Below are 25,872 nucleotides of genomic sequence, written 5' to 3'. Positions count from 1 at the left end.
TTACTGCTCGGCCGAGATCGGGGTGGCGAACACGAACAGCGCCATGAACGCGAGGTTGATGAAGTAGGCGGCCTCGACCAGACCCACGGTGATGAAGAACGGGGTGAACAGACGACCCTGAGCTTCGGGCTGACGAGCGATACCCGCGATCAGCTGGGCGCCGGCCAGACCGTCACCGATACCGGCACCGATCGCGCCGCCGGCCATGATCAGACCGCCGCCGATCAGGGCGCCCATACCAATTGTTGGATCCATTTCTGAACTTTCCTTTCGGGTGGAACTGACAATCTCGGTTGTCAGGTCTTGGGTCCCGGTTGGCGGCGCCGCCCGGGGTCGAGCAGGGTAGATGGTCTAGTGATGGTCTTCGTCGAGCTCCATGGCCTGGCTGAAGTACAGGATCGTCAGCAGGGCGAAGATGAACGCCTGGATCAGACCCACGAACAGGTCGAAGGATTTCCACAGGGCGTTGGGCGCCCAGAGGATGTAGGCCGGGAACAGCGCGATCAGGGCGACCATGATGCCGCCGGCGAAGATGTTGCCGAAAAGACGGAGGGAGAGCGAGACGGGCTTGGCGATCTCTTCGATGATGTTGATCGCTGCCAGCGCGGGCACGTGGCCCTTGACCAGCTTGCCCAGGTGGCCGAAGACGCCGCGACGCCGCATGCCGGCCCCGTGGTACCAGACGAAGACGAACAGCGCCATCGCGTAGACGAAGTTCACGTCGCTGGCCGCGGGCTTGAGCAGTTCGTGCACCTCGCCGTTGGACGATGCGTACTGGACCGGCAGGATCGAGAGCCAGTTCGCGACGAGAATATAGGTGAACAGGGTGACCGCGAGGGGGAGGACGAAGCCGGCGATCTTCATGCCGATGGCGCTCTCGATCTGCCCGCGCATCTGCACGGTCACGACCTCGAAATAGAGCTGCACCGTGTTCGGCTTGCTGGATGTCACCTTCGCCTTGACGTAGAAGGCCATGGCGATCACGATCACCGCTGCGATCGCCGACGAGAGGATCGTGTCGGTGTTGAAGGTCATCCCACCGATCGTGACCGTCTCGTGCACGCCGACGTGGATGGCCGCCTCGGCCAAGTAGGTCGTATCCGTCATAGCTGCTTGCGCAGTCCTTTCATCACCGGAATCACCGCGTTGAGAACCAGGATCACCTGGCCGATCGCGAGCCCGAACATGACGCCCAGCCCATCGGGCCGGACCAGGAAAGCCGCCACGAGCGCGAGCACCGTGATGGCGCCGAGCCGGGCAGCGGAATTGAGTGCCAACGATTTCTTGTGCGGATCCGGTGCGGCCGCCACCGTCTCGACGACCTGGCGCACCATCGCCGCATTGACAAAGATCCCGACCATGCCGAGGACGAAGAACGCCCCGAACACCGGGTGGCCGAGGTAGGTCGCGAGACCGATGACGATGCCGCTCACCACGACCGCGATCGCACCGGGCCGGCGGAGGCCGGTCGGAGCCTGCGGATAAACGGGGGCCGAGTCAGGTGCAGAAGTCGTCATGCGCCTCTCCTCAGCTCTCTCACCTCGCGCCGGATGGGCACGAAGCACCGCGCGTGCGTTCGGCGACCAGGTCGCCGGGCGTAAGCTCACGTTCGGGTGTGACCCTACCAACATGGATCGGGCGTGCTCATCGCGGGGTATGCCGTCATGGGACATGCTGTCCGCCCGGTTGGGTGACGCCTGACCGAATGATCGGTCTCATCACCTACTACAGGGGATAGTACACGATTCTTTACTGTCCCCTTACCACCCCGGGCCTCGACATCGACCAACGCGATCGTAGAGCCGGGAACGAAGCGTCCCGGCCGCCAGCCAGGTGTGACGAGCGCAAGCAACCACGTTGGAAAGCTGGACTCCCCACCCCGATGAAGTAGACTGTGCCCACTTCATCGGCCTCCCGCGTACAGATTTCCAGCCCAACGGGCCCGGCCACCGGACTCTGCGGATCGGCGACTCACCCGCCACAAGAAGTAGGGGATGAAACTCCTTCCCCTACCCTTGGAGTCCTCCCCCAGAAAATTCTCGCGGACGACTACGAACCTCGGGGAAGGAACTCTTCCCCTGGTTTTGGTGGGACGACCGTGGCGGGACCGCCGAGTTCCCCAGGTCAGAGGAATGCTCACCGAACGCTTCGGGTCAACGAAAGGCGCGCGTCGCGGTCCGCAGCTCGGCATAGCGGCGATGCAGACGCGGCGCCATCGTCACCAGCATCGCAATCACGAGACCGCCCGCGAACACCGGTGCGACGACCGACAGCGGGAAAATGGTGCTCGCCGCGACCGAGAATGCGAGCACCCCGACCCACAAGTAGATGATCAACGCCACTCGGCGTTGCGAATGGCCCAACTCGAGCAGTCGGTGGTGCAGATGCATCTTGTCCGGCGTGTAGAAGCCGACCCCGGCGCGCGTTCGTCGGATGACCGCCATCAGCATGTCGAGCATCGGCACGAAGACCACGGCCGCCACCAGCAGCAACGGCGACAACAAGGTGAACACGTCCGCCGGGCCGTAGGCGTTCACTGCGATACGGCCAGACGCGCTCGTGGACGCCGCAGCCAGCATGAGACCAATCAGCATCGCCCCCGAATCCCCCATGAAGATCCGGGCGGGCGAGAAGTTGTGCGGCAAGAAGCCCAGGCATGCGCCGGCCAGAACGGCCGAGATCAGCGCGGGCGGGTAGTAACTGACGTCGCCGCCCTGATCACGCAGCAGCCCCAGCGAGAACATGCAGATGGCCGACGCCGCGATCAGCCCGAGCCCGGCCGCTAGTCCGTCGAGCCCGTCGATGAAGTTCACCGCGTTGATGGTCGCGACCGTGATGATCACTGTCAGCAGTCCCGACTGCAGCGGATCCAGCACGAGCGTGCCGATATCGCCGAACGGTACGGGCACCTGCAGCCAGCTGATCTTCATCAGGACCATCACCCCGGCCGCCGTCACCTGGCCGACGAACTTGGTCAAGGCATCCAGACCCCAGCGATCGTCGACCGCACCGACCAACACGATGACTGCTCCGGCGGCGATCACCGCACTCATGTCGGTCGTGTACGCGAACCCGCGGTTCAGCGCGGGCAGGTTGGCCGCCAGCGCGATCGCCGCGACCACCCCGGCGAACATGCCCAGACCACCGAGGCGCGGGGTCGGGATGACGTGCACATCCCGCACACGCGGTACCGCGACCGCGCCTGCGCGGATGGCGAACACTCGCACCGCCGAGGTCACGAGATAGGTGATCGCGGCCGCCGTCAGACCGACCAGCAAGAGCTCGCGAAATGGGACGCCGACGCCGCCGCCGGCCGCCCAGATCATCACGTGGGGGTCGGCGCCGGACGGGCTCAGCGGTGGCGGCACGCGCACAACGCTACCCGGCCGGCAGTTCGGAGATCCGGTCGCGGATACGCGCCTGCGCCGGGTCGTCGGCAGCGACGCTCAACGCCTCATCGATCCAGGTCGCGAGCATGCTCATGTCGGCGGCTCCCAGGCCGGCAGACGTGGCGCACGCCGTCCCGATCCGGAAGGCGGATCCGAGTGCCACCGGCTGCGTGTCGAATGGGAGGACCGCCTTGTCGACGACGATTCCGGCTGCCGCCAGCCGACGCTGCGCCTCGACGCCGGTGAGGCCGCGGGCCGATACGTCGACCACGGCGAGGTGGGTGTCGGTCCCGCCCGACACGATCCGCAGACCCCGACCGACCAACGCGTCGGCAAGCGCGGTCGCGTTGGCAACCGCGGTCCGTGCGTATGCGGCAAACTCGTCGGTGGCCGATTCCGCGAACGCGACGGCCTTGGCAGCGATCGAGTTCATCGCCGGCCCACCCTGAACAAACGGGTACACCGCCTTGTCCAGCACGTTTCGGTGACGCTCGGGCGCGACCACCAGACCTCCGCGCGGACCTCGGATCACCTTGTTCGTCGACACCGTGACGACGTCCGCGAACGGCACCGGCGACGGTGCGACTCCCGCGGCCACCAGACCGGCGAGGTGGGCGGCATCCACCCACAGCACGCATTCGGCCTCGTCGGCGATCTGACGCAGGATGGCGAAATCGATCAGCCGCGAGTAGGAGGCCGCCCCCGCGACGAGGATGCGGGGCCGGTGGACCAACGCGAGGTCGCGCACCTCGTCGTAGTCGATACATTCATCGCTCTTGCGCACCCCGTAGTGCAGCGGGGTGAACCATCGGCCGGAGAAGTTCGCCCGGGAACCATGCGTGAGGTGACCGCCCTGGTCGAGACGCAGCGCCAGCACGGGATCGCCGGGCTGGGCGAAGGCGGCGTACACCGCCAGGCTCGCCGCACTGCCCGACGCGGGTTGGACGTTGGCGTATTCGGCACCGAACAGGGTGCGGGCCCGCTCGATGGCCAGGCTTTCGACCTCGTCGACGACTTCGCAACCACCGTGATACCGCCCTCCCGGGTAGCCCTCGGCGTATTTCGCGTCGAACACCGAGCCCATGGCGGCCCGGACCGCCGGAGTGGGTTCGGTCTCGCTGGCGATCAGCTGTATCGACGTCGAACGGCGCTCCCGCTCGCGTGCGACGAGATCGTCGACGGCGGCGTCCCCGGTGACGCCGGTCATCGCTGCTCCAGCAGTGACTCCGGGTCAACGTCGAGCACGTCGGCAACGTCGGCCACCGATACCGCCCCCACCCGCAGAACCCGGGGGTTCGGCCCGCTGACATCGACGATGGTCGACGCCTGCGCGGCCGGTGAGGGTCCGCCGTCGAGGTAGACCGACACCTCTTCGCCGAGTTGGGTCCGGGCCTGCTCGGCCGTGGTGGCCGGCGGCTGACCGGACACATTCGCACTCGACACCGCCATCGGACCGACCTCGCGCAAGACCTCGATGGCCACCGGATGCAGTGGCATCCGCAGCATCACCGTGCCCGCCGTGTCGCCGAGATCCCACGCCAGCGACGGCGCCTGCTCGACGACCAGACTCAGCCCACCCGGCCAGAACGCCTCGACGAGGTCGCGGGCGGCCTGTGACACCGACAGCACCAGGCCGTCGATGGTGTGCCAGGAACCGACCAGGACCGGCACCGGCATGTCACGGCCACGGTGCTTGGCGGCCAACAACTGCGCCACCGCATCGGCATCGAAGGCATCGCAACCGAGTCCGTAAAGCGTGTCGGTCGGCATCACGACCAGCCGGCCCGCCTTGGCCGCCCCCACGGCGGCACGGATACCCGCGCTGCGACTCTCCGGATCGTTGCAGTCGAAAACAATGCTCACCCGTTCATCCTCGCATGCACGGGTTGCGCGACAACGCAGCCGACGCTTCGTCAGTCGATCACGGCGAGCCGATAGGGGGTGGTGGTCGACACCTTGATCAGCCCCGACCGTTCCAGGATCGGTCGTGAGTATTCAGTGGAGTCGGACTGGATCAGCGTCTTTCCTTGCTCGAGGGCTGCACCCGCTCGGGCCGCGGTGAGCGCCCGGTAGATGCCTCGATGCCGCCACTCGGGAACCACTGCACCGCCCCAGATTCCGGCGAAGTCGGTGCCGGAGACGGGTTCGAGCCGTCCCGACCCGACGATGTGCTGAGCCACGTTGTCCGACGTCACGTAGTCAATGTCGGCTTCGGCGACCCAGACCTGCCGGCCGGTCCCGTCGTGCAGGCGCGCCAACTCCTGCTGCACACTCGCTTCCGAGGGCTCGCCTCGTGCGCCGAACACGCTGTCGACCATCGCCCTGGTTGCTCGAACGTCTGCCGCCGAGGTGATGCGCCGGAGGGTGACACCCGAGGGTGCGGTGTCCTCGGCGAGCAGCAACTCGGGGCGCCCGATCATGATCGATTCCGTGCCCCCATCCCGGAATCCGTTGTGCAGCAGACTCTTGTACAACCCCGGCATGATGTCGTGGCCACGCGTCTTCCACTCCACCGAGGTCAGTCCGGGCACCGCCCGGAAGTAGTCGACGGCGGAGCACACGAGCGCGGCGAGCTCGTCGTGGGTCGTCGTGAAGGGTCGATAGGTCACCAACCCCCGACCGCCCGCGAGAGTGATCAGGTACAGCGGACCGCACCTCTCGACGTCGGTCGCCGACGACGCCTCGGCATCTCCTCTCAATTGTTCGTCGTAGGCCGCGAGGAAGGTGTCGATGTCTTCTGCGTGATTCGTTGTCATATGCCGCCAAGCGTAGTGACGTGTGGTCACGGGTCAACCGAATTCCCGCACCCCCCAAACTCGTTGACCGTGCGTCGAAAACCGTTGACCGTGCACGGAAAGCGCCGCCGGTTACCCCGCGGCGCGTGTCGCGGAGACGAACCGCGGCCGGCCGGCGAGGTCCTGGTGGGCGACGATCGAATCGAAGACTCCCGCATCGCCGAGTACCTCGACGACGCTGCCGGCAGTGGTGTCGTCGTGCTCGATGGCAACCCGGCCACCGGGCCGGAGCGCCCGCCCGATCACCTCGACCATGGGGATGATCACCGACATCCCGTCGGCCCCACCGAAGACGGCGCGAGCCGGATCATGGGCAACCTCGGCACTGACCTGGGCATCGGCCGGCACGTACGGCGGGTTGCTGACGATCACGTCACACGATCCATCCGGCAGCACGTCGTGCATCGCGACGGCATCGGTGACATCGGCCGCGCAGACGCGGACGCGTTCACCCAGACCCTGTTCGACGACGTTGCGCTGCAACCACTTCAACGCTTCGGTGTCCTCCTCTACCGCAGCGACCTCCGCTCGCGGCACCATCGTCGCGATGCCGAGTGCCAGGGCGCCACTCCCGCTGCAGAGGTCGGCAACTCCGACGGGGCGCGATCCGTCGACGGACGACGCCGCGTCGACCGCCCATTCAAGAATGAGTTCGGTCTCGGGCCGCGGAATGAACACCCCCGGCCCGACGGCAAGCTCGAGGGGACCGAAGCCGACCCGACCGATGATGTGCTGCAACGGTTCCCGCGTCGCACGTCGCGCGACCGCAGCCCGAAAGGCTGTGCGCTGCGCGTCGTCGATGCCGTCGACGAGCAGCAGTCGGCCGATCTCGATGCCGAGAACATCCGCCATCAGCCGGTCGGCGTCGACGCGTGCGGTGTCGATCCCGGCATCGGCCAACAACGTGGTGGCCGTGGCGATCTCGGCAGAGACCGCGGTCACTGCGCCTCGAGTCTCGCCTGACGGTCGGCCGCGACAAGTGCGTCGAGCAGCGCATCCATGTCGCCGCCCAGCACAGCGTCGAGATTGTTGGCCTTGTAGCCGATGCGGTGGTCGGTGATGCGGTTCTCCGGGAAGTTGTAGGTTCGGATGCGCTCGGAGCGGTCGACCGTGCGGATCTGCGCCGCTCGATCCTGGGCCGCGGCGGCCTGCGCCTGTTCCTCGGCCGCCGACTGCAGCCGCGCGGCGAGAACCTGCAATGCGCGAGCCTTGTTCTGCAACTGGGAGCGCTCGTTCTGGCACGTCACCACGATTCCCGTGGGCAGGTGGGTGATTCGAACCGCCGAGTCCGTGGTGTTGACGCCCTGACCACCCTTGCCGGACGACCGGTAGACGTCGATGCGCAGTTCGGTCTCGTCGATGACGACGTCTTCGACCTCTTCGGGCTCGGGATAGATGAGCACCCCGGCCGCGGACGTGTGAATCCGGCCTTGCGACTCGGTCACCGGCACGCGCTGCACCCGATGAACTCCGCCCTCGAACTTCAGACGCGACCAGACGCCGTCGCGGACCGCTTCCTTGGACTTGATGGACAGCGTCGCTTCCTTGTAGCCCCCGAGGTCGGACTCGGTGACGCCGAGTACCTGCGCCTTCCATCCGTTGCGTTCGCAGTACTTGAGGTACATCCGGGCGAGGTCCGCGGCGAACAGCGCCGACTCTTCGCCACCGGCTCCCGACTTGATCTCGAGAACGACGTCGTCGGCGTCGTGCGGATCGCGGGGAGCGAGCAGATCGGTGAGCGTCGCATCCAGCTCGGCCACGGTGGCCTCGAGTGCCGGGATCTCCTCGGCGAAGGCCGGGTCGTCGGCGGCCAGCTCACGGGCCGCGTCGAGATCGTCGCGGGCGGCCTGCAGTTTGGCATGCGTTGCCATCACCGGCGCGAGCTCGGCGAACCGCTTGCCGACGCGGCGCGCGGCGCCGGGGTCGTCGTGCAGGGACGGATCGGACAGCTGACGTTCGAGACCCGCGTGCTCGGCGAGGATGTCATCGATCGCCGACGGACTCTGCGTACTCACTGCTCACTCACCTCTGCCGATACTCACCCGAACAACCCCGTACCCCGACGATCCCCCTTCAGACGCCAACGACGCCCTACCCGGATGGACCGGGTGGGCGTCGTCACGGGAGTTACTGCGACACCGGACTACTTGGCTTCTGCGTTCTTGGTGCGCTTGCCGTAGCGCTTCTCGAACTTCGCGACACGGCCGCCGGTGTCGAGGATCTTCTGCTTGCCGGTGTAGAACGGATGGCACTGCGAGCAGACCTCGACGTTGATACGTCCGTTGGCAGCGGTGCTGCGGGTCTCGAAGGTGTTGCCGCAGCCGCAGACGACGGTGGTCGTCGCGTACTCGGGGTGAATGCCCTGCTTCATGGTGGTTGTCCCTTTCTGTGGTCGCCGGGTCACCGTCGCACTTCGACGGTGTGAACCGGAACCGGACTCGACCGACCAGTATGCCACGCGCAATCGCTTCCGAAGAAATCGCGCTTGTACCGGGGTCACTCGCGTCAACAGGGACGACGTTGGTTTCATTCCCGGGATTCGACCACGCATTAGGTAGGGCTTATCTTGGTAAGCCTTAGCTAAGTTATAGTTCTCCCCGACGTCGCTTCATCGTCGCAGCGACGTCACCTGCCCTCCCCTGATCACCACGATCACTGCCGAGAACAGAGGATGAATGCGGTCTGAAATCCCCTCACAGCATCTGCTGTGGGATTCCAAGCGACGAAAAGAGCAGCTGCGGGGTCGGCTTCATCGCCCGCAAGGACGGCGTCCAGCGACACGAGGTGATCGAGAAGGCGGCCGAGGCGTTGTGCTCGGTACCGCACCGCGGCGGCATGTCCTCCGAGGGCGTCGGCGACGGCGGTGGCGTGTCCATGGACCTCTCGCTGCGCTTCTTCCGGAAGGTGACCGGTCGACGAAAGCTCGCCCTCGGCCAGTTCTGTGTGGGCAACTTCTTCCTGCCCGACACCGCCGCCGGTGCCACCAAGGCGACGGCCCTCATCGAGCGGACCATGACCGATCGCGGCTTCACCGTGCTCACCGTGCGCGACGTGCCCGTGGACAACGGCGTCCTGCGGCCCGCGGCGGTGGCCCATCAGCTGCCGATCCGCCAGTGGGTGTTCGCCGCACCGGACCCGTGTCCCGAACCCGCCGACCTCGACCAACTCGTCCAGCAGGCGCTGTTGCACATCGAGTCCATCGGCTACACCCATCCCGCCTTGGCCGGGTTGTATCCGCTGTCCCTCTCGGCGCGGACCCAGGTACTCAAGGGACGCCTCTCCTCCCCAGAGGTGATCGGCTACTTCACCGACCTCCTCGACCCCGACCATGCGGTGCACACGCTGTACTTCCACACACGCTTCTCGACCAACACCGACCCGCATCCCACGATGGCCCAGCCGTTTCGCTACCTCGCGCACAACGGTGAGCTCAACACCGACAAGAAGAATCGCATCGCCCAGGTGACGGCCGCCGCAGCGCAGCGACGCACCATCGTGCGACCACCCGGCCAGTCCGACAGCTCACGCCTCGACCAGACCGTCGCCGCACGGGTAACCGAAGACCAGGTCGATCTCGTCACCGCGGTCGTGTCGATGATGCCGCCGGCCTGGGAGAACGACAGCTCGCTCTCTCCGCAGGTGCGCGCCATGTTCGAGTTCTTCTCCCTCTACGAGGAGAAGAACGACGGCCCGGCGGCCGTGGTGTTCGGCGACGGTTCGGTGATCGGCGCCCGCCTCGATCGACTTGGCCTGCGGCCCCTGCGCACGCTGGAGACCTCCGAGTATCTGTGCGCGTTCTCCGAGGCCGGTCAGATCTCGGTGCCGCCGGAGTCGGTGATCTCGCGCGGCCGGGTGTCCGCCGGCGGGATGATCTACTACGACCACCGCGACCATCGCACCTACACCACCGACGAGGCGTACGAAAAGCTCGCCGCAGCAAAGGATTACCCAGCACTGCTGGCGGCCGCCAAGGTCGATCTCGCCGCGCTCGACGTGGCCGTCGCCGCCACCGACGGTCACGACGAGGAACTGACCGACCATCAGCGATTCGCCGCGCACTACCTGGATCAGGAGAGCTTCCGCTACTTCATGGATCCGATGCTCGACACCGGCGCCGAGCGCGTGTCGGCGATGGGTTTCGGCAATGCAATCAACGCATTCACCAACATCGAGGCCAACGTCGCCCGCTTCTTCTCACAGCGATTCGCCCAGGTCACCAATCCACCCCTGGACAGCATTCGCGAGGCCGACGGCATGTCGCTGCGCATTGCCCTCGGTACCCGTCCGCGGCTGGGCAAGCGCTCCGGGAAGTCTCGCCAGATCGTGCTCGGCACACCGATTCTGACGGCGACCGATCTCGCGACCCTGTACGGACAGAACGAGGCACCGATCGAACGGTTCGACGCGACGTACGCGTTGCGAGCCGGAGACGACGACGCTCACACCGCCCTCGTGCAGGCGGTCGACGGGCTCGGCGACGAGGTGGTCTCCTTCGCCAAGCAGCAGGGCGGCATTGCCGTCCTCAGTGACCGGAGTATCGGCCGCGACCGTGCTGCTCTACCGATGATCTTCCTGGTGTCGGCCATCAACCAACGGCTGATCTCCGAGGGACTGCGCCTGCGCGTCTCCCTGGTCGTCGACAGCGGCCAGATCGAGTCATCGCACCATCTCGCGGCGGTGCTCGGCTTCGGTGCGGCTGCGGTGCACCCGCATTCGGTCGCGCGACGTGCCCGGGAGCTCGCGCCGGACGAACCGGACGCAGCGTTCGCGCGGTGGGCCAAGGCCGCCGAGAAGTCACTCATGAAGACGATGGGCCGCGTCGGTCTGTGCACCGCGGAGAGCTACATCGGCGGCGAATTCTTCGAACCGAACTTCCTCGACACCGCCGACGACAACCTGCGCCGGTGGTTCCCGAACCTGCCCTCGCCGGTCGGCGGGGTCGGCCTTGCTCCGATCGCCGAGGCGCTCGGAGCGGCGCATCGCTCGGCGATGAGCGACGAACCACCGCGCACCGACAAGGATCTGCCACTCCTCGGGCTGTTCAAGGAGCGCGCCGACGGCGCCGGACATTCGTTCGGTACCACCGCCGTCCGCAAGTACGAGGAACTCACGGCCGAGAAGATCAGCTTCGCCACCGCAGGAAGGGAGTCGGAGGCGGCGCGCACGGTGGGCGCCGGGGACGCGGTGCGACTGCTCACCGTGGGCAAACTCGGCGACGCCTTCGGGCTCGACGCGGGTGCGTACGTCGACAGCAGCTTCGACCGCTTGTCCGACCACGACATCGACACCTTCGAGATCACCGCGGCGTACCGCTCGTTCTCCACCGAACTCGCCTCGACACGCACGCAGCGGCCCAGCGCCCTGCGCGACGTCCTCGCACTCCAAGCCAACGACCACCGCGCCGGAGACAACCATGCCGGAGACAACCGGGTGCGCCCATCGCACTCACCGAAGTTCAACCCGCACATGAGATCACGGCAACGTTCGCGTCTGGGGCGATGAGCCACGGCGCGCTGGTCGCGCCCGCACACGAAGCCGTCGCACACGGTACCAACATGGTGGGCGGCCTCTCCAACAGTGGCGAGGGTGGCGAACATCTGTCCCGGTACAACACCATTCGCGCCTCGCGCATCAAGCAGTTCGCCTCGGGACGGTTCGGCATCTGGGCCGGCTACCTGGCCGACCCGATGCTCACCGAGCTGGAGATCAAGATCGGCCAGGGCGCCAAACCGGGTGAGGGAGGTCAACTTCCGGCACCCAAGGTCACGGTCGAGATCGCCGCGGCGCGTGGCGGCACCCCCGGCGTCGAACTCGTCTCACCGCCCCCGCACCACGACACCTATTCGATCGAGGACCTCGCGCAGCTCATCCACGACTGCAAGGCAGCGCGCGTGCGAGTCATCGTCAAACTCGTCTCGTCGGAGGGCATCGGCACCATCGCCGTCGGTGTGGCCAAGGCAGGTGCCGACGTGATCAACGTGGCCGGCAACACCGGCGGCACCGGCGCGGCATCCGTGTCGAGCCTTCGCTACGCCGGCCGGGCCGCCGAGATCGGTCTCGCCGAAGTCCATCAGGCCCTGTGCGCCAACGGACTTCGACAGAAGGTCGTGTTGCGGACCTCCGGCGCGCACCAGACCGGGCAGGATGTGGTCACCTCGGCGCTACTCGGTGCCGACAGTTTCGAGTTCGGCACCGCCGCCCTGATGATGGTGGGCTGCGTGATGGCGAAGAACTGCAACATCAAGTGTCCGGCCGGACTCACCACCAATCCCGAGGTCTTCGAGGGAGATCCGCGGTCGATGGCTCAGTACCTGCTCAACATCGCCCACGAGGTACGCGAGATCCTGGCGTCGATCGGCGTGCCCTCGCTGCGCGCCGCCCGCGGTCGCACGGATCTGCTGCACCTGGCACAGGACGCGCACCTGGTCGGCACCCTGCGCCTGTCCGCACTGCTGGCTCGCGTCGACATGCCCGAGATCGTCGATCCTGTTTATCTCGAACGGGACTACGCCATCGACGACGCCCTTGTCGAACAGGTCCACGCGCACCTCATCGACGCGGGAGCCGACACCGTCACCACCGACCCCGTGTGCCTGGGCAATCGGAACAAGAGTGTCGGCGCGCAGCTGGCCATCGACATCGAACGACTGGTCAACTACCGCATCGACGCCCAAACGGCTTCCGTGCTGCCCGCAGTCCACTCCGACGATCGAGGACGGCGCTACCTGGCGCCCGACTCGGTGCAGGTCACGACCACCGGATCCGCCGGTCTCTCCTACGCGGCCTTCTGCAACGACGGCATGCGGATGACGCATATCGGCACTTGCAACGACGGTGTCGGCAAGTCGATGTCGGGCGGCGTCGTCGTCGTCCGCTCCCCCGGCGGCGGGTCACCTGCGGTCGGCGGCAACGTCCTGGTCGGCAACTTCGCACTGTTCGGCGCCACCGGCGGACGCTTGTTCGTCGAAGGCGAGGCAGGCGACCGGTTCGCCGTCCGCAACTCGGGTACCACCGCGGTGGTCGAGGGACTCGGCGAATTCGGTTGCGAGTACATGACCAACGGTGCGGTACTGAATCTGGGCGGCTACGGCAAGGGCCTGGCGAACGGGATGAGTGGCGGATTCCTCTACCAGTACGACCCCGCCTGCGAACTCGAGAGCCGGATCAGTTCGGACTCGGTCGTCATCGGTGCCATCACCGGTGTCGACGACCCGCTGGCGCCCATCCATCACCTCGCCGTGCACACCATGCTGCAGATGCATGCGGAGGCAACGGGATCGGCGTTGGCCACCCGTCTGCTGGAGAACTGGGAGACCGAACGCCACTACATCTCCTACGCGATGCCCCGCGCGCTGCTCTCCTACCAGGACAGCGACGTGCTGATGGCCACCCTCTCCCACCGCGAGTTGCTCGACGAGTTGTCGTCGGCGATCGCGGCCGATCAGGTACGCAAACTGAAGATCAGCATGCGGACCCAGCGTCCGGTCGCCGGCGGCGCGCTCCCGGAGTACGGCCAGACCGACAACGACGACATGTACCGACTCCTCAACGCGTTCACCGTCTTCGAACTCGCCCGCGAGTTGGCCGCCGGCCGCCTCGCGCGCGGTCGCAGCACCGTGGCCACCGGTACCGAGGCCACCGAACAGGTCATCGCCCGCGCTGCGCGCAACCTGGTGCTCACCGAGGACTTCGATCTCATCGGCCGGGTCGCGAAGTACGCCCGCACCATCCTGTCCGGGTACGACGCCGAGCAGGTCGCGGCGCTGATCGCCGCCAAGCGCGTCGACGACCACAAGCAGGCACTTGCGCTGCGCAACGTGCGGTCGATGGACGCACCAGCAACCTATGGGTGGATTCTGCTGCAGGACAGCAAGAATCGCGAGAAGCTCGCCGGACTGCCGAGCTTCGACGAGTTGTTCGCCACCCAGGCGATGCCCGACATCGCCGACCTGCTGCGTATCGCGGCACCAGAGTTCGGTTCCTCCTCCACAGAAACCAAGGCCGGGTGACATGCAACTCCCCTACATCCCCACCGACGTCCCGTTCACCGGCGAGCAGAAGGCGTGGCTCGCCGGATTCCTCGCCGGGCTCAACACCCGCATGGCGATGCCCACCGGTGCCGTCGTGGCCGGAGGAGTCGCGACCGCGGCGGCGACCGACGAGCAGTCGGGCCCGGTCGGCCTGCAGATCCTCTACGGGACGCAGACCGGAAACGCAGAGTGGGTGGCCGATACCGCCCAAACCCTGGCGACGACACACGGATTCGACCCCCAGGTGTCCGACATGGCCGACATGGACATGACGACCCTCGCTGCCGTTCGGCGACTCCTGGTGGTGGTCTCGACCTACGGTGAGGGCGACATGCCCGACGATGCCGAGGACTTCTGGCAGGCTCTGGCCGCACCCGACGCGCCGCGCCTCGACGGCCTCTACTACGGCGTGGTCGCGCTCGGTGACTCCATCTACGACGGATTCTGTCAGGCGGGCAAGAACATCGACGCCCGTCTCGCCGAGCTCGGCGCCACCCGGGTGATCGACCGGGTGGACTGCGACATCGACTTCCAGAAGCCGGCCGACGAGTGGCTGGCGAACGCGCTGCCCGCACTCAGCGCCATCGAAACCGATGGTGCACAGGCACACTCGGTGACCACCGCGGAGTCCGTCGCCGGAGTCGAGCCCGCAGCAGCGCCGGCGTCAGATGCGCCCGCCAAGGCCAAGTCCGCAAAGTCCGACTGGGGTCGCAAGAACCCGTATCCCGCCAAGATCCTCGCCAACACCGTGCTGTCCGGACCGACGTCGGACAAAGAGGTCCGGCATGTGGTGATCTCGTTGGGCGACAGCGGCATCGAGTACGAGCCCGGCGACGGCATCAGTATCGCACCGCTCAACGACCCGATCCTCGTCGACAAGGTACTCGCGCGTCTCGGCGCGACCGGCGACGAGATGATCACCGACCGCAAGAGCCAGTACTCGCTGCGGGAGGCGTTGAGCAACCGCTTCGAGATTGCGGCTCCGTCCAAGTACCTCGTCGACTACATCGCCTCGCGCACCGAGGATCCCGAGCTGACCCACCTGTCGGCCACCGGAGACCATGAGGCACTCGACGCGTGGCTGTGGGGTCGTGACGTCCTCGACCTCCTCGAAATCGACTCCACGATCACCATCACACCCGAGGAACTTATCGCCGAACTTCGGCCGTTGGCTCCGCGCGTCTACTCGATCTCGTCGAGCCCACTCGCGCACGCGGGCACCGTGCACATCACCATGGCGACCGTTCGCTACCGCTCCGGTGAAAGACTGCGTGGCGGAGTGTGTTCGACCTACCTGGCCGACCACCGCGACGTCGGCGACACCGTTCCGGTGTTCATCCAGCCCAACAAGTCGTTCCGGCCGCCCGCCGACGACGCCCGTGCCATCATGGTCGGCCCGGGCACCGGTATCGCGCCGTTCCGATCCTTCCTGCACGAGCGGCAGAGCCGGGGCGCGCAGGGCGAGAACTGGCTGTTCTTCGGAGATCAGCATCGTGACAGCGATTTCATCTACGCGGACGAGATCAACCAGTTCGTCACCGACGGCGTTCTCAACCGTCTCGATCTCGCGTTCTCCCGGGACCAGGACCACAAGATCTACGTACAGGACCGGATGCGTGAGCAGGGCGCTGAGCTGTTCGCGTGGCTGCAGGACGGTGCGCATCTGTACGTGTGCGGCGACGCGACCCGGATGGCCCGCGACGTCGAGGACGCGCTCCACCAGATCGTGGCCGAACACGGTTCCCTCGACGAAGAGGGTGCCCAGGACTACGTGGATCAACTCAAGAAGGACAAGCGCTACCTGCGCGACGTCTACTAGACCGCACCACCAGCGACAACGGCAGTTAGGAATGGCAACGATGCCCCACTCCCCCGACGCTCATGACAAGAGCAATCCGACCTGCGGGGCCGATCGCGGTTGTTGCTGTCCGCGTGGACAGCGCACCACGAGCGATCTCGACACCCTGCTGGCGACACCGGGATTCGCGGGCTCGTTGCTGAACTCCGAGGTTGCCACGGTGACACGTCAATTGCCGGCACTCGACAAGGTCGTCGGCGTCACCGTCGCCGGACCGGTGATCATGAACGACGTCGGTATCCACGACGCGCCCGTCAGTATGGGTGGCCCCATCCGGACCGATCCGTCGCGGATCACGTTGCGTCTCAACGCTGCTCGTCTCGGTTCGGCGCTGGTCACCGATCCGGCTGCGCATGTGCCGCCCACCCTGCGACTGTTCGACACCGACGGAAACACCGCACACGCCACCTACCTGACCGAGCACTCCGATCGTCTCGCCTTCGAGTCGCTGTCCCTGGCCGGCGCGCCCGACGGCGACCTGGCCTCCGAAGGCGACCTTGCGGCCGACGTCTCGGGGGCGAGCACGCCGAGCGACGTACCCGCGCCGCAAGCCGACCAGATAGCGCAGTTCGACTCGATACTCGACGACGGAGGGGTGCAACGCCTGTTTTCGCTACCGGCGTTTCGCGAGAATCGCTACACGCGCGTCGAATCGCGGCGTGTCATCGCCGCCCTCGAACACGCCGCCCTGCTGGGTATGCCGATGACGCTGGCAACCGCGGCGCCGGGATGCATCCAGATGCGCCATGACCAGCTGGACGGCGCGCGAGAGCATCGCGGTCAGATGGTCCTCGCCTCTGGCGGCTGCCGAGCGATGATCAACTTCAATCTGGCCACCGAGTGCTGGATCACCTGGTCCCAAGGCGCCTGGGGCGAAACGGGCTCCATCGAGATCTACGACCGGCACGCGCACTGCGCCCTGGTGGCGACGCAGACCGGCACCGTCTCCGCAGCGACCTTCGAGGCCTGGGATCACCTGCTCGGCGACTTGGTCACTTAGACTTGTCACCCCGATCACACCTGGTGGGTACAAGGTCATCAGATCCCGCTGGTGGCCTGCGGCGACCTGACCGGCGGGGCGATACTTGCTTGCATGACGGCGGTCCTGAGCTTCTTTGCTGATCAGCCCTTGCTGTTCACCGCGCTCGTCGTCGGGTTGGGTGTGGCGCTCGGGCGAATCCGCTACCGCGGCGTCGGATTGGGTCCGGCCGCAGTGCTATTCACCGCCATGGTGATCACGGCGTGGGGTACGGCGCTGGATGTGGACATCTCGATCCCGGAGATCTTGGGCAACCTCGGTCTGGTGCTGTTCGCGTTCACCACCGGGCTGATGGCCGGTCCGACGTTCTTCGCGACGTTGCGGACGGCCTGGCATCTGGTCGTCACCGTGACGCTGGTGGTGATCGCTGCCGCCGCGACAGCACAGGGCCTGGGGACGACGTTCGGGCTCTCGCCCACCGCGATCGCGGGTACGTTCGCCGGGGCGGTCACCAATACTCCGGCGCTCGCGGCCACCGGCGGATCACCTCAGGCGACCGTCGGCTACGCGACCACGTATCTGCTCGGTGTGGTGACGATGCTGGTGATGGTGGGGCTCGCGCTGGCGAAGGGACGAGAAGACCCCGATTCCCAGGCAGATGTCGTCGACGTCACGGTCCGTGTCGACCGGCCCGACATCGCCGTCGCCGACCTCCGCAAGCGCCACGGCCATCGGATCACCTTCTCGCGCGTCGCCCACGACTCCACCACCCCGCCGGAGCACGTGCACGACGACAGCATCCTGCACCACGGGGACCTGGTCACCGCCGTCGGGCCTGCCGACGAGGTCGAAAAGGTCGCCGACGAACTCGGACACCGGTCGTCGCACGACCTCACCGCAGACCGCAGCGCGCTGGACTTCCGGCGGATCACGATCTCGGCGCCCCGCCTGGCCGGACGACGCGTGCGGGATCTGGAACTCGACAGACACGACGGTTCCATCACCCGGGTACGACGCGGCGACGAGGATCTGATCGCGAACGTCGACACCGTGCTGCAGCTCGGTGACCGGGTGCGGGTGGTCGCGCCACCCGAACGGATGGCCGACATCGCTCGAGAACTGGGCGATTCGAGCCGCGGAATGACCGAATTGAATGCTGCCGCACTCGGTCTCGGGATCGCGGCCGGTATCGGGCTGGGCGTGATCTCGATCCCCGTGCCATTCGTCGGGTCGCTGTCGCTCGGCGCGGCCGCGGGCACCCTCATCGTCGGACTCGTGTTGGGCCGCCTCGGGCGGATCGGGCCGGTCGCCACATCGATGCCGCTCACCTCGGCTCAGGTGGTGTCCGAGATCGGGCTGCTGCTGTTCCTCGCCTACGCCGGTGAACGGGCCGGCTCACTCATTCTCACCGCACTGACCGGTGGCGAGATCGTCGACATGCTGGTCACGGGCATCGTGACCGCGGCCGTGCTGGGCATCGGCATGTTTGCCGCATGCCGCTGGGTGCTGCGGGTCGGCAGGTTGCGCATGGCAGGTGTGCTGGCCGGATCACAAACCAACCCGGCCCATCTCGCCTTCGCCAACGCCCGCGGTGGCGGCGACCCGCGCATCGCACTCGGCTATGCGCTCGTATACCCAGCGGCCATGGTGGTGAAGATCATCGCGGCTCAGGTGATCTGCATTCTCTGAGCTGCCCTCAAGCAGCGGGTAGGAGCGTTCACACCTGCGCCGCGGATGGGTCTCACTCGTCGCGCATCGCTCCGGGTGCGTTGGTCTGGACCTGCATCAGGAACTCGATGTTGGTCTTCGACTTCTTGAGCTGGCTGAGCAGCAAATCGATCGCCTGCTGCGAATCGAGGCCCGAGAGCACGCGCCGCAGCTTGTGCATGATCGAGAACTCCTCGGGCGACATCATCAGCTCGTCCTTGCGGGTGCTCGACTGATTGACGTCGACCGCGGGGAACACACGGCGGTCGGCAATCTTGCGGTCGAGTTTGAGCTCGGCGTTGCCGGTGCCCTTGAACTCCTCGAAGATCACCGTGTCACCCGTCGAACCGGTCTCCACCAGCGCGGAGGCGATGATCGTCAGCGAGCCGCCGTTCTCGATGTTGCGCGCCGCGCCGAGGAAACGCTTCGGCGGGTAGAGCGCAGTCGAATCGACACCACCGGACAGGATTCGGCCCGACGCCGGAGACGCGTTGTTGTAGGCACGACCGAGGCGGGTGATCGAATCGAGCAGGACCACCACGTCCTTGCCGCTCTCCACCAGACGCTTCGCCCGCTCGATGGCCAGCTCGGCGACAGAGGTGTGATCTGACGGCGGACGATCGAAGGTCGAGGCGATGACCTCACCCTTGACCGACCGCTGCATGTCGGTGACCTCTTCCGGACGCTCGTCGACGAGCACCACCATCAGGTGGCATTCCGGGTTGTTGATGGTGATCGCGTTCGCGATGTCCTGCAGGATCGTCGTCTTACCCGCCTTGGGCGGCGACACGATCAGGGCGCGCTGCCCCTTGCCGATCGGCATGATCAGATCGATCACGCGCGTGTCGAGACGCTCGGGCGTCGTCTCCAGGCGCAGTCGCTGGTTCGGGTACAGCGGCGTCAGTTTGCCGAACTCGGGACGCTTCTTGGCCGCCTCGACGTCACCGCCGTTGACGGTGTCGAGACGCACAAGCGGATTGAACTTCTGGCGCTGGTTGGGCTGTTCACCCTCACGCGGCACCTTCACGGCTCCGGTGATGGCGTCGCCGCGGCGCAGGCCGTTCTTGCGGACGAGGTTCATCGACACGTAGACGTCGTTGGGCCCGGCGAGATACCCGGACGTGCGGACGAACGCGTAATTGTCGAGGACATCGAGGATGCCCGCGACCGGCTGCACCACGTCGTCGTCGGAGACCTGGGGTTCGCCGCCGCCCGACGCGTCGTTGCGGTCACGTCCGCGCCGGCGCTCACGGAACCGACGACCGCGGCGACCGCGGCCCGATCCGTCGTCGTCGTCCCGGTTCTGGTTGTTGTCCCGGTTCTGGTTGTTGTTGCCACCCTGGCTGTTACCGCCCTGGTTGGCATTCTGACTGTTGCCGCCCTGGTTGGCGTTCTGGTTGTTGCCGCCCTGGTTGCGGTTGCGGTTCCGGTTGCGCTGGTCGTTTCCGTCGCCACCGTCGGAGTTCCGGACCTCGTTGTTCCGGCCTTCGCCCTTCGCGGGCGCCTCAGTGTTTTCGGTCTGGGCCGAATCCTGCTGGGCCGAATCCTTCTGGGCCGAATCCTTCTGGGCCGACTCCTTCTGGGCCGAATCGGCCCCGGCCGCAGCCTCGGTCGTCGCGTCGGGCGCTTCAGCGCGCCGGCGCCGTGTGCGCTGCGGTGCGCCGTTGCCCGACGCCGAATCACCGAGTGTCATCTGCTCGGGCTCGGACTTCTTCTCGGGTGCGCTGCGTTCGCCGGCCGGGGCCGACGCCTTGGCAGGGGCCTTCGCGTCCGACGCACCGGCCTGACGCTCCTTGATGGCGGCGATCAGGTCGCCCTTACGCATTCCCGACGTGCCCTTGATGCCGAGTTCACCGGCGACGGTCCGCAGTTCGCTGAGCACCATGCCCGAGAGCCCGGTGCGCTGGGTCGAACGTGCCTTCGTCTTGGTGGCACCTGCGCCACCGGTCGCCGCATCGTCGGCGGAATCGCGGTCGACGGGTGCGGTGATCAGGTCCGTATCAGTCACGGATGTCCTTTCGTTCCTTTCGCGGCTGTATCAGCTGCGCAAGGTCTTGATCTCCCTGCTTGTCACCTCAGGGATGGCCGCCCGCGGTGGGCGGTGAAAACTCTGTTGAGGAGAAATCTGTGTGGGTCCGCTGCGAGCTTGCTCGGGGACTACCGGTGTTTCGACGACCGCCTGAACTGGAATCGGAGGACCCCGACCAAGGGAGGCCGGATAACTTCGATCAGTGATCGGTGGGAAACACGGCAGAGCGCGCCTGAGCGGCTAGACCAGACTATGGTAACTCCGATCGCATGATACCGGCAACACGCCGATGAGGCGAGACCAGGTCTGTCAGGACACAGTGACCTCGACGCCTCCGGCGACCTCCACCGTACGCGGAGTGAAGCCGGACGCTGCGGCGAGTTCACGAATCTCCCCAGGAACCGGCCGCATGCTGAGCACCAGCACGCTGGGTCCGGCGCCCGAGACGGTCGCCGCGAACCCGTGTGCGCGCAGTTTCGCGACGAGTTCGGCCGTCGGGGCCATTGCTGCTGCGCGGTACGGCTGGTGGAGGCGGTCGTCGGAAGCAGCCATCAGGCAGGTGGGGTCCGCCGTCAGCGCCACCACCGCCAGTGCCGAACGGCTGAGGTTGAAGATGGCGTCGGCGCGCGGGACGGTGTCGGGGAGCAGCCCCCGGGTGAACGACGTCGACGACTCCGTGTCGGGAACGAAGACCGTGGCCCCGATGTCGGGGTGCACCTGCAGTCGACGCGCCTGATAGCGGGGCGCATCGGCGGTGTCCGCAGTCCACGTCACCACCGCCGACCCGTACACACTGGCGGCGGCGTTGTCCGGGTGCCCCTCGAACTCGCTCGACAACTGCACCAGTTCATCCGCCGACAGACCGTCGCCGATCCCCGACGCAGAGATGAGGCCCGACGCGGCGGCCAACCCCGACACCGCCGCGGCCGCCGACGAACCAAGTCCGCGCGAATGAGGAATGTCGTTGCGGCAGTGGAGTTTCAAGCCGGGGGCGGAGATTCCCGCATACTCCAGTCCACGGGTCAGGGCGCGCGCCACCAGATGGCTGCCGTCCCGGGGCACGTCGCCGGCACCCTCCCCGTCGACCTCCACCTCGATGTCACCACCGGGTACGGTCACCACCGTCACCTCGTCGTAGACACCCAAAGCGATTCCCAGACAATCGAACCCGGGACCCAGATTCGCACTCGACGCCGGTACGCGGACCTGGATCGACAGGCCCTCGGGTAGTCGGCCACCAGAGGTGGCGGTCTCGGCGGCGTCGGTGGTCACGGTCGACTCAGGCCACGCCGAGGGCATGCGCCACCGCCACCGGATCCACCGGAATCGCTTCCACTTCAGGCATCCCCGACAACGCGGTATCGGGATCCTTGAGCCCGTTCCCGGTGACGGTGCAGACCACCGTGGACCCTGCCGACACCCAGCCGTCGGCGCGCGCCGCCAGCAGGCCGGCGACACTCGCCGCCGACGCCGGTTCTACGAACACACCTTCTTTGCCGGCCACGAGACGATAAGCCTCCAAAAGCTTTTCGTCGGTGGCAGCCCGGAACTGGCCGTTCGAGTCATCCTTCGCGGCGACCGCCTGATTCCAACTGGCGGGCGACCCGATGCGAATCGCGGTCGCGATGGTCTCCGGGTTCTTCACCGGCGCACCGTTCACGAGCGGCGCGGCGCCGGCCGCCTGCACACCGAGCATGCGCGGCAGGCGATCGCTGATGCCGTCGGCGTGATACTCGGTGTAGCCCTTCCAATATGCGGTGATGTTCCCGGCGTTGCCGACGGGCAGCGCGTGCACGTCGGGAGCGCGGCCGAGGACGTCCACGATCTCGAAGGCCGCCGTCTTCTGTCCTTCGATGCGAGCGGGATTCACCGAGTTGACCAGTTCGATCTCGGTGAACTCGGCGGTCGCCTTACGGGCCATCTCCAGACAGTCGTCGAAGTTGCCCTGAACTTGAATGATCTTGGCGCCGTGCATGACTGCCTGAGCCAACTTGCCCATGGCGATCTTGCCCTCCGGGATGAGGACCGCGCACGTGATCCCGGCGCGGGTCGCATACGCCGCTGCCGACGCCGAGGTGTTCCCGGTGGAGGCGCAGAGCACTGCGGTCTTACCGTTGTTGACCGCGTTGCTGACCGCCATCGTCATACCGCGATCCTTGAACGACCCGGTCGGGTTGAGGCCCTCGACCTTGAGGTAGACCTCGCAGTCGGTCAGCGCCGAGAGGTGCGGTGCACTGATCAGCGGGGTCCCACCCTCGAGTAGCGTGACGACCTTCCAGTCATCGGCCACCGGCAGTCGGGACCGATAGGCCTCGATCAGACCCGGCCACGCGGTGTGCACGGGCGTCGCTTCAGTCATCGGTTCCTTCCAATCGCAGAACACTCGACACCTTGATCACGGCGTCCATGTCTTCCAGCGCCGCAACGCATTCCGATTGCGCCCGGTCGGGCGCCCGGTGCGTCACGACGATCAGGCGGGCGTTGTCGCCGGCCCCCTCCTGCCGCACCGCGGCAATGCTGACCGACCGCTTGCTGAACTCACCCGCCACTTGGGCGAGCACACCCGGACGATCGGCGACCTGCATCGATACGTAGTACCGGGTGGGCACGTCGTCGATCGAGGCGATGGGCAGCGACGCATAGGTGGATTCGAGCGGACCACGCCCGCCGTGCACCTTGTTGCGAGCGGCCATCACCATGTCACCGAGCACCGCCGACGCGGTCGGAGCGCCACCGGCACCCTGGCCGTAGAACATCAGCCGTCCGGCGTTCTCCGCCTCGACCACCACGGCGTTGAAGGCGCCGTTCACCGACGCCAGCGGATGTGTGAGCGGGATGAGTGCGGGATAGACGCGGGCCGACACCCGCTCCGAGCCGTCGGCGTCGTGAATCCGCTCGCAGATGGACAGGAGTTTGACGGTGCAGTCGAACTTCTTGGCGGCCACCAGATCATCGGAGGTCACCGACGAGATGCCCTCGCGGTACACGTCGGCGGCGGTCACCCGTGTGTGGAACGCGATCGAGGCCAAGATGGCTGCCTTGGCCGCCGCGTCGAATCCCTCGACGTCGGCGGTCGGGTCGGCCTCGGCATAGCCGAGGCGGCCGGCCTCGGCCAGCGTGGCGTGGTAGTCGGCGCCGGTCTCGTCCATCGCCGACAGGATGAAGTTGGTGGTGCCGTTGACGATTCCGGCCACCCGCTCGACCGTGTCACCGGCCAGCGACTGCATCAGGGGACGCACCACCGGGATGGCGCCGGCCACGGCGGCCTCGAAGTAGAGATCGACCTTGGCCTGCGCCGCCGCCGTCGCCAGCTCGCCCGTGTACTCGGCGAGCAGCGCCTTGTTGGCGGTGACGACCGACTTCCCGGCCTCGAGCGCAGCCCGGATCAGGCCGCGGGCCGGGTCGATCCCGCCCATCAGCTCGACGACGATGTCGACATCGTCGCGTGCGACCAGCGATTCCGGGTCGTCGGTCAGGAGTTCCTGCGCGATCTTGCGGGGCCGGCTCAGGTCGCGGACCGCAACACCGCGCAGGCGGACCGGCGCTCCGACGCGTGACTGGAGGTCGGCGGCGTTGTCTGTGATGATGCGTACCACCTCGGCGCCGACATTTCCCATGCCGAGAACCGCGATCCCGATGGATCGGTCTGATTCGAGCGAGTCCGGCTCGAGCTTGTCGTCTGCCATCACTGGCTCACCTCCAGGCTGAAGAAGTCGTCAATGTTCTCGCGCCGCAACAGCAGTCGGTCGGCGCCGTTCGCAATCGCCACGACCGGCGGGCGCATCGTCATGTTGTATCGGCTCGACATCGAATAGCAGTAGGCGCCAGTGGCTGCCACCGCGATGAGGTCTCCGGGCGCCAGATCATCCGGCAGCCAACAATCCTTGATGACGATGTCGCCACTCTCACAATGCTTCCCGACGACGCGGCTGACCACCGCGCGCGCCGACGAGACCCGCGAGACCAGACGGACGTCGTATTCGGCCTGGTAGAGCACGGTTCGGATGTTGTCGCTCATCCCGCCGTCGACGGACACGTAGCGCCGAACCGCACCGCCGCCGAGCGCCACATCCTTGATGGTGCCCACCCGGTACAGCGTCACCGTTCCCGGTCCGGCGATCGCCCGGCCGGGTTCCACGGCAATGGTCGGCATCGGCAGACCTACGGCAGCCGACTCACGACGCACAATGGCCGCCAGCGTCTCGGCAACCGCACCGATCGGCAGCGGATCCTCTTCGGGGAGATACGAGATACCCAGTCCCCCACCGAGATCGACGATGGACATCTGCGACGTCTTGTCGACGCCGAATTCGGCGACGACGTCGTGCAAAAGACCCAGCACGCGGTGCGCGGCGAGTTCGAAACCGTCCATGTCGAAGATCTGCGAACCGATGTGACTGTGCAGACCGACGAGCCTCAGGTTGTCGGTGGCGAACACCCGCCGCACCGCGTCCATCGCTACCCCACCGGCGAGCGCGAAGCCGAACTTCTGGTCTTCGTGTGCGGTCGAGATGAATTCGTGTGTGTGCGCCTCGACACCCACCGTCACGCGGACAAGGACATCGGCGACCAGGCCACGTTCGCCGGCCAGCGCGTCGAGCCGATCGATCTCCACGAAGGAGTCGAGGACGACATGGCCGACGCCGGCATCGAGTGCCGCGGCGAGTTCGGCGACACTCTTGTTGTTGCCGTGCATGGCGATTCGCTCGGGCGGGAATCCGGCGCGCAGCGCGATGGCGAGTTCACCGCCGGAGCAGACGTCCAGCGACAACCCTTCCTCATGCACCCAGCGGGCGATCTCGGTACACAGGAATGCCTTGGATGCGTAGTGAACTCGACCGTAGGGCCCGAACGCCGACACCATGTCGGCACACCGCGACCGGAAATCGGCTTCGTCGATCGCGAAGAGCGGCGTCCCGTACTCCTCGGCGAGCGCAGAGACCGCGACACCCGCGATCTCCAGTTCGCCCGCGTCGTTGCGGAGTGCATTGCGCGGCCACACATTTGCGGGGATCTCGGCGAGCTGCGACGGATCGCTGGGCCGCTGCGCGAGATGTGGCGCGGCGAGCAGTTCGGCGTGCCGGG

General features: G+C 66.7%; 18 protein-coding genes and 1 pseudogene. 4 read left to right on the top strand and 15 right to left on the bottom strand.

Annotated elements, in window-relative coordinates; all coding sequences use genetic code 11:
- The 10 genes from ABZW74_RS13170 to rpmE all read right to left on the bottom strand — a co-directional run bounded on the left by ABZW74_RS13170 (position 1) and on the right by rpmE (position 8,555).
- Positions 1-255: a F0F1 ATP synthase subunit C gene (locus tag ABZW74_RS13170; RefSeq protein ID WP_240860289.1), complete on the bottom strand. Its 255-nt coding sequence runs from the start codon at positions 253-255 to the stop codon at positions 1-3.
- A 96-nt stretch (positions 256-351) separates the two neighbouring features.
- A complete protein-coding gene (gene atpB / locus ABZW74_RS13165) occupies positions 352-1,107 on the bottom strand; it encodes a F0F1 ATP synthase subunit A (protein ID WP_240860290.1) in 756 nt (251 codons plus the stop codon).
- Positions 1,104-1,517 carry a hypothetical protein gene (locus ABZW74_RS13160; protein ID WP_240860291.1) on the bottom strand — a complete coding sequence of 138 codons (414 nt, stop codon included), beginning with the start codon at positions 1,515-1,517 and terminating at the stop codon, positions 1,104-1,106. The genes atpB and ABZW74_RS13160 overlap by 4 nt, the downstream gene beginning before the upstream one ends.
- Positions 1,518-2,153: 636 nt before the next feature.
- Positions 2,154-3,326: an undecaprenyl/decaprenyl-phosphate alpha-N-acetylglucosaminyl 1-phosphate transferase gene (locus tag ABZW74_RS13155; protein ID WP_240860360.1), complete on the bottom strand. Its 1,173-nt coding sequence runs from the start codon at positions 3,324-3,326 to the stop codon at positions 2,154-2,156.
- 52 nt (positions 3,327-3,378) lie between these two features.
- Positions 3,379-4,596: a serine hydroxymethyltransferase gene (glyA, locus tag ABZW74_RS13150; protein ID WP_240860294.1), complete on the bottom strand. Its 1,218-nt coding sequence runs from the start codon at positions 4,594-4,596 to the stop codon at positions 3,379-3,381.
- Positions 4,593-5,252, bottom strand: coding sequence for an L-threonylcarbamoyladenylate synthase (locus ABZW74_RS13145; RefSeq protein WP_240860296.1), 660 nt, complete (start codon positions 5,250-5,252; stop codon positions 4,593-4,595). The genes glyA and ABZW74_RS13145 overlap by 4 nt, the downstream gene beginning before the upstream one ends.
- A 50-nt stretch (positions 5,253-5,302) precedes the next feature.
- Positions 5,303-6,145, bottom strand: a complete 843-nt coding sequence (locus ABZW74_RS13140; protein WP_240860298.1) for a hypothetical protein — start codon at positions 6,143-6,145, stop codon at positions 5,303-5,305.
- Between the two features lie 111 nt (positions 6,146-6,256).
- Positions 6,257-7,126 (bottom strand): peptide chain release factor N(5)-glutamine methyltransferase, encoded by an 870-nt coding sequence (prmC, locus tag ABZW74_RS13135; protein ID WP_355276724.1) that lies wholly within the window; start codon positions 7,124-7,126, stop codon positions 6,257-6,259.
- Positions 7,123-8,199, bottom strand: coding sequence for a peptide chain release factor 1 (gene prfA, locus ABZW74_RS13130; RefSeq protein WP_240860303.1), 1,077 nt, complete (start codon positions 8,197-8,199; stop codon positions 7,123-7,125). Before prfA ends, prmC begins: the two co-directional genes overlap by 4 nt.
- Before the next feature lie 128 nt (positions 8,200-8,327).
- Positions 8,328-8,555 (bottom strand): 50S ribosomal protein L31, encoded by a 228-nt coding sequence (rpmE, locus tag ABZW74_RS13125; protein WP_240860304.1) that lies wholly within the window; start codon positions 8,553-8,555, stop codon positions 8,328-8,330.
- A gap of 311 nt (positions 8,556-8,866) precedes the next feature.
- Between rpmE and ABZW74_RS13120 the strand changes: the two are divergent.
- The 4 genes and pseudogenes from ABZW74_RS13120 to ABZW74_RS13105 all read left to right on the top strand — a co-directional run bounded on the left by ABZW74_RS13120 (position 8,867) and on the right by ABZW74_RS13105 (position 18,740).
- Positions 8,867-14,193: pseudogene (locus ABZW74_RS13120) on the top strand (glutamate synthase-related protein).
- Between the two features lies 1 nt (position 14,194).
- Positions 14,195-16,033, top strand: a complete 1,839-nt coding sequence (locus ABZW74_RS13115) for a sulfite reductase subunit alpha (protein WP_240860309.1) — start codon at positions 14,195-14,197, stop codon at positions 16,031-16,033.
- A 40-nt stretch (positions 16,034-16,073) separates the two neighbouring features.
- A complete protein-coding gene (locus ABZW74_RS13110) occupies positions 16,074-17,072 on the top strand; it encodes a heme transporter (RefSeq protein ID WP_240860310.1) in 999 nt (332 codons plus the stop codon).
- Between the two features lie 93 nt (positions 17,073-17,165).
- Complete coding sequence (locus tag ABZW74_RS13105) at positions 17,166-18,740, top strand: TrkA C-terminal domain-containing protein (protein ID WP_355276721.1); 1,575 nt, start codon at positions 17,166-17,168, stop codon at positions 18,738-18,740.
- A 52-nt stretch (positions 18,741-18,792) separates the two neighbouring features.
- Here the strand turns inward: ABZW74_RS13105 and rho are convergent, their stop codons facing one another.
- The 5 genes from rho to lysA all read right to left on the bottom strand — a co-directional run.
- Positions 18,793-20,766: a transcription termination factor Rho gene (gene rho, locus ABZW74_RS13100; protein ID WP_355276719.1), complete on the bottom strand. Its 1,974-nt coding sequence runs from the start codon at positions 20,764-20,766 to the stop codon at positions 18,793-18,795.
- A gap of 330 nt (positions 20,767-21,096) precedes the next feature.
- Positions 21,097-22,086, bottom strand: a complete 990-nt coding sequence (gene thrB, locus ABZW74_RS13095; protein WP_240860316.1) for a homoserine kinase — start codon at positions 22,084-22,086, stop codon at positions 21,097-21,099.
- On the bottom strand, positions 22,067-23,146 hold the full coding sequence (gene thrC, locus ABZW74_RS13090) for a threonine synthase (protein ID WP_240860317.1): 1,080 nt from the start codon (positions 23,144-23,146) through the stop codon (positions 22,067-22,069). Before thrC ends, thrB begins: the two co-directional genes overlap by 20 nt.
- Positions 23,139-24,473 carry a homoserine dehydrogenase gene (locus tag ABZW74_RS13085; protein ID WP_240860318.1) on the bottom strand — a complete coding sequence of 445 codons (1,335 nt, stop codon included), beginning with the start codon at positions 24,471-24,473 and terminating at the stop codon, positions 23,139-23,141. The genes thrC and ABZW74_RS13085 overlap by 8 nt, the downstream gene beginning before the upstream one ends.
- A partial coding sequence (gene lysA / locus ABZW74_RS13080) for a diaminopimelate decarboxylase (protein ID WP_355276715.1) occupies positions 24,473-25,872 on the bottom strand: 1,400 nt, incomplete at its 5' end. The genes ABZW74_RS13085 and lysA, both read right to left, overlap by 1 nt.

It is taken from the genome of Gordonia sp. NPDC003585 (genome assembly GCF_040610755.1).
In the GTDB taxonomy this organism is placed as follows: domain Bacteria; phylum Actinomycetota; class Actinomycetes; order Mycobacteriales; family Mycobacteriaceae; genus Gordonia.
The sequence above is the reverse complement of the archived record's forward strand: the minus strand, read 5'-3'. Positions and strand labels throughout refer to the sequence as shown.

Excerpts from the sequence above, each read along its gene's own strand:
- ABZW74_RS13170 (WP_240860289.1), bottom strand. The coding sequence starts at position 255 with ATGGATCCAACAATTGGTATGGGCGCCCTGATCGGCGGCGGTCTGATC.
- atpB (WP_240860290.1), bottom strand. The coding sequence starts at position 1,107 with ATGACGGATACGACCTACTTGGCCGAGGCGGCCATCCACGTCGGCGTG.
- ABZW74_RS13160 (WP_240860291.1), bottom strand. The coding sequence starts at position 1,517 with ATGACGACTTCTGCACCTGACTCGGCCCCCGTTTATCCGCAGGCTCCG.
- ABZW74_RS13155 (WP_240860360.1), bottom strand. The coding sequence starts at position 3,326 with ATGATCTGGGCGGCCGGCGGCGGCGTCGGCGTCCCATTTCGCGAGCTC.
- glyA (WP_240860294.1), bottom strand. The coding sequence starts at position 4,596 with ATGACCGGCGTCACCGGGGACGCCGCCGTCGACGATCTCGTCGCACGC.
- ABZW74_RS13140 (WP_240860298.1), bottom strand. The coding sequence starts at position 6,145 with ATGACAACGAATCACGCAGAAGACATCGACACCTTCCTCGCGGCCTAC.
- rpmE (WP_240860304.1), bottom strand. The coding sequence starts at position 8,555 with ATGAAGCAGGGCATTCACCCCGAGTACGCGACGACCACCGTCGTCTGC.
- ABZW74_RS13115 (WP_240860309.1), top strand. The coding sequence starts at position 14,195 with ATGCAACTCCCCTACATCCCCACCGACGTCCCGTTCACCGGCGAGCAG.
- ABZW74_RS13110 (WP_240860310.1), top strand. The coding sequence starts at position 16,074 with ATGCCCCACTCCCCCGACGCTCATGACAAGAGCAATCCGACCTGCGGG.
- ABZW74_RS13105 (WP_355276721.1), top strand. The coding sequence starts at position 17,166 with ATGACGGCGGTCCTGAGCTTCTTTGCTGATCAGCCCTTGCTGTTCACC.
- thrB (WP_240860316.1), bottom strand. The coding sequence starts at position 22,086 with ATGCCCTCGGCGTGGCCTGAGTCGACCGTGACCACCGACGCCGCCGAG.
- thrC (WP_240860317.1), bottom strand. The coding sequence starts at position 23,146 with ATGACTGAAGCGACGCCCGTGCACACCGCGTGGCCGGGTCTGATCGAG.
- ABZW74_RS13085 (WP_240860318.1), bottom strand. The coding sequence starts at position 24,473 with ATGGCAGACGACAAGCTCGAGCCGGACTCGCTCGAATCAGACCGATCC.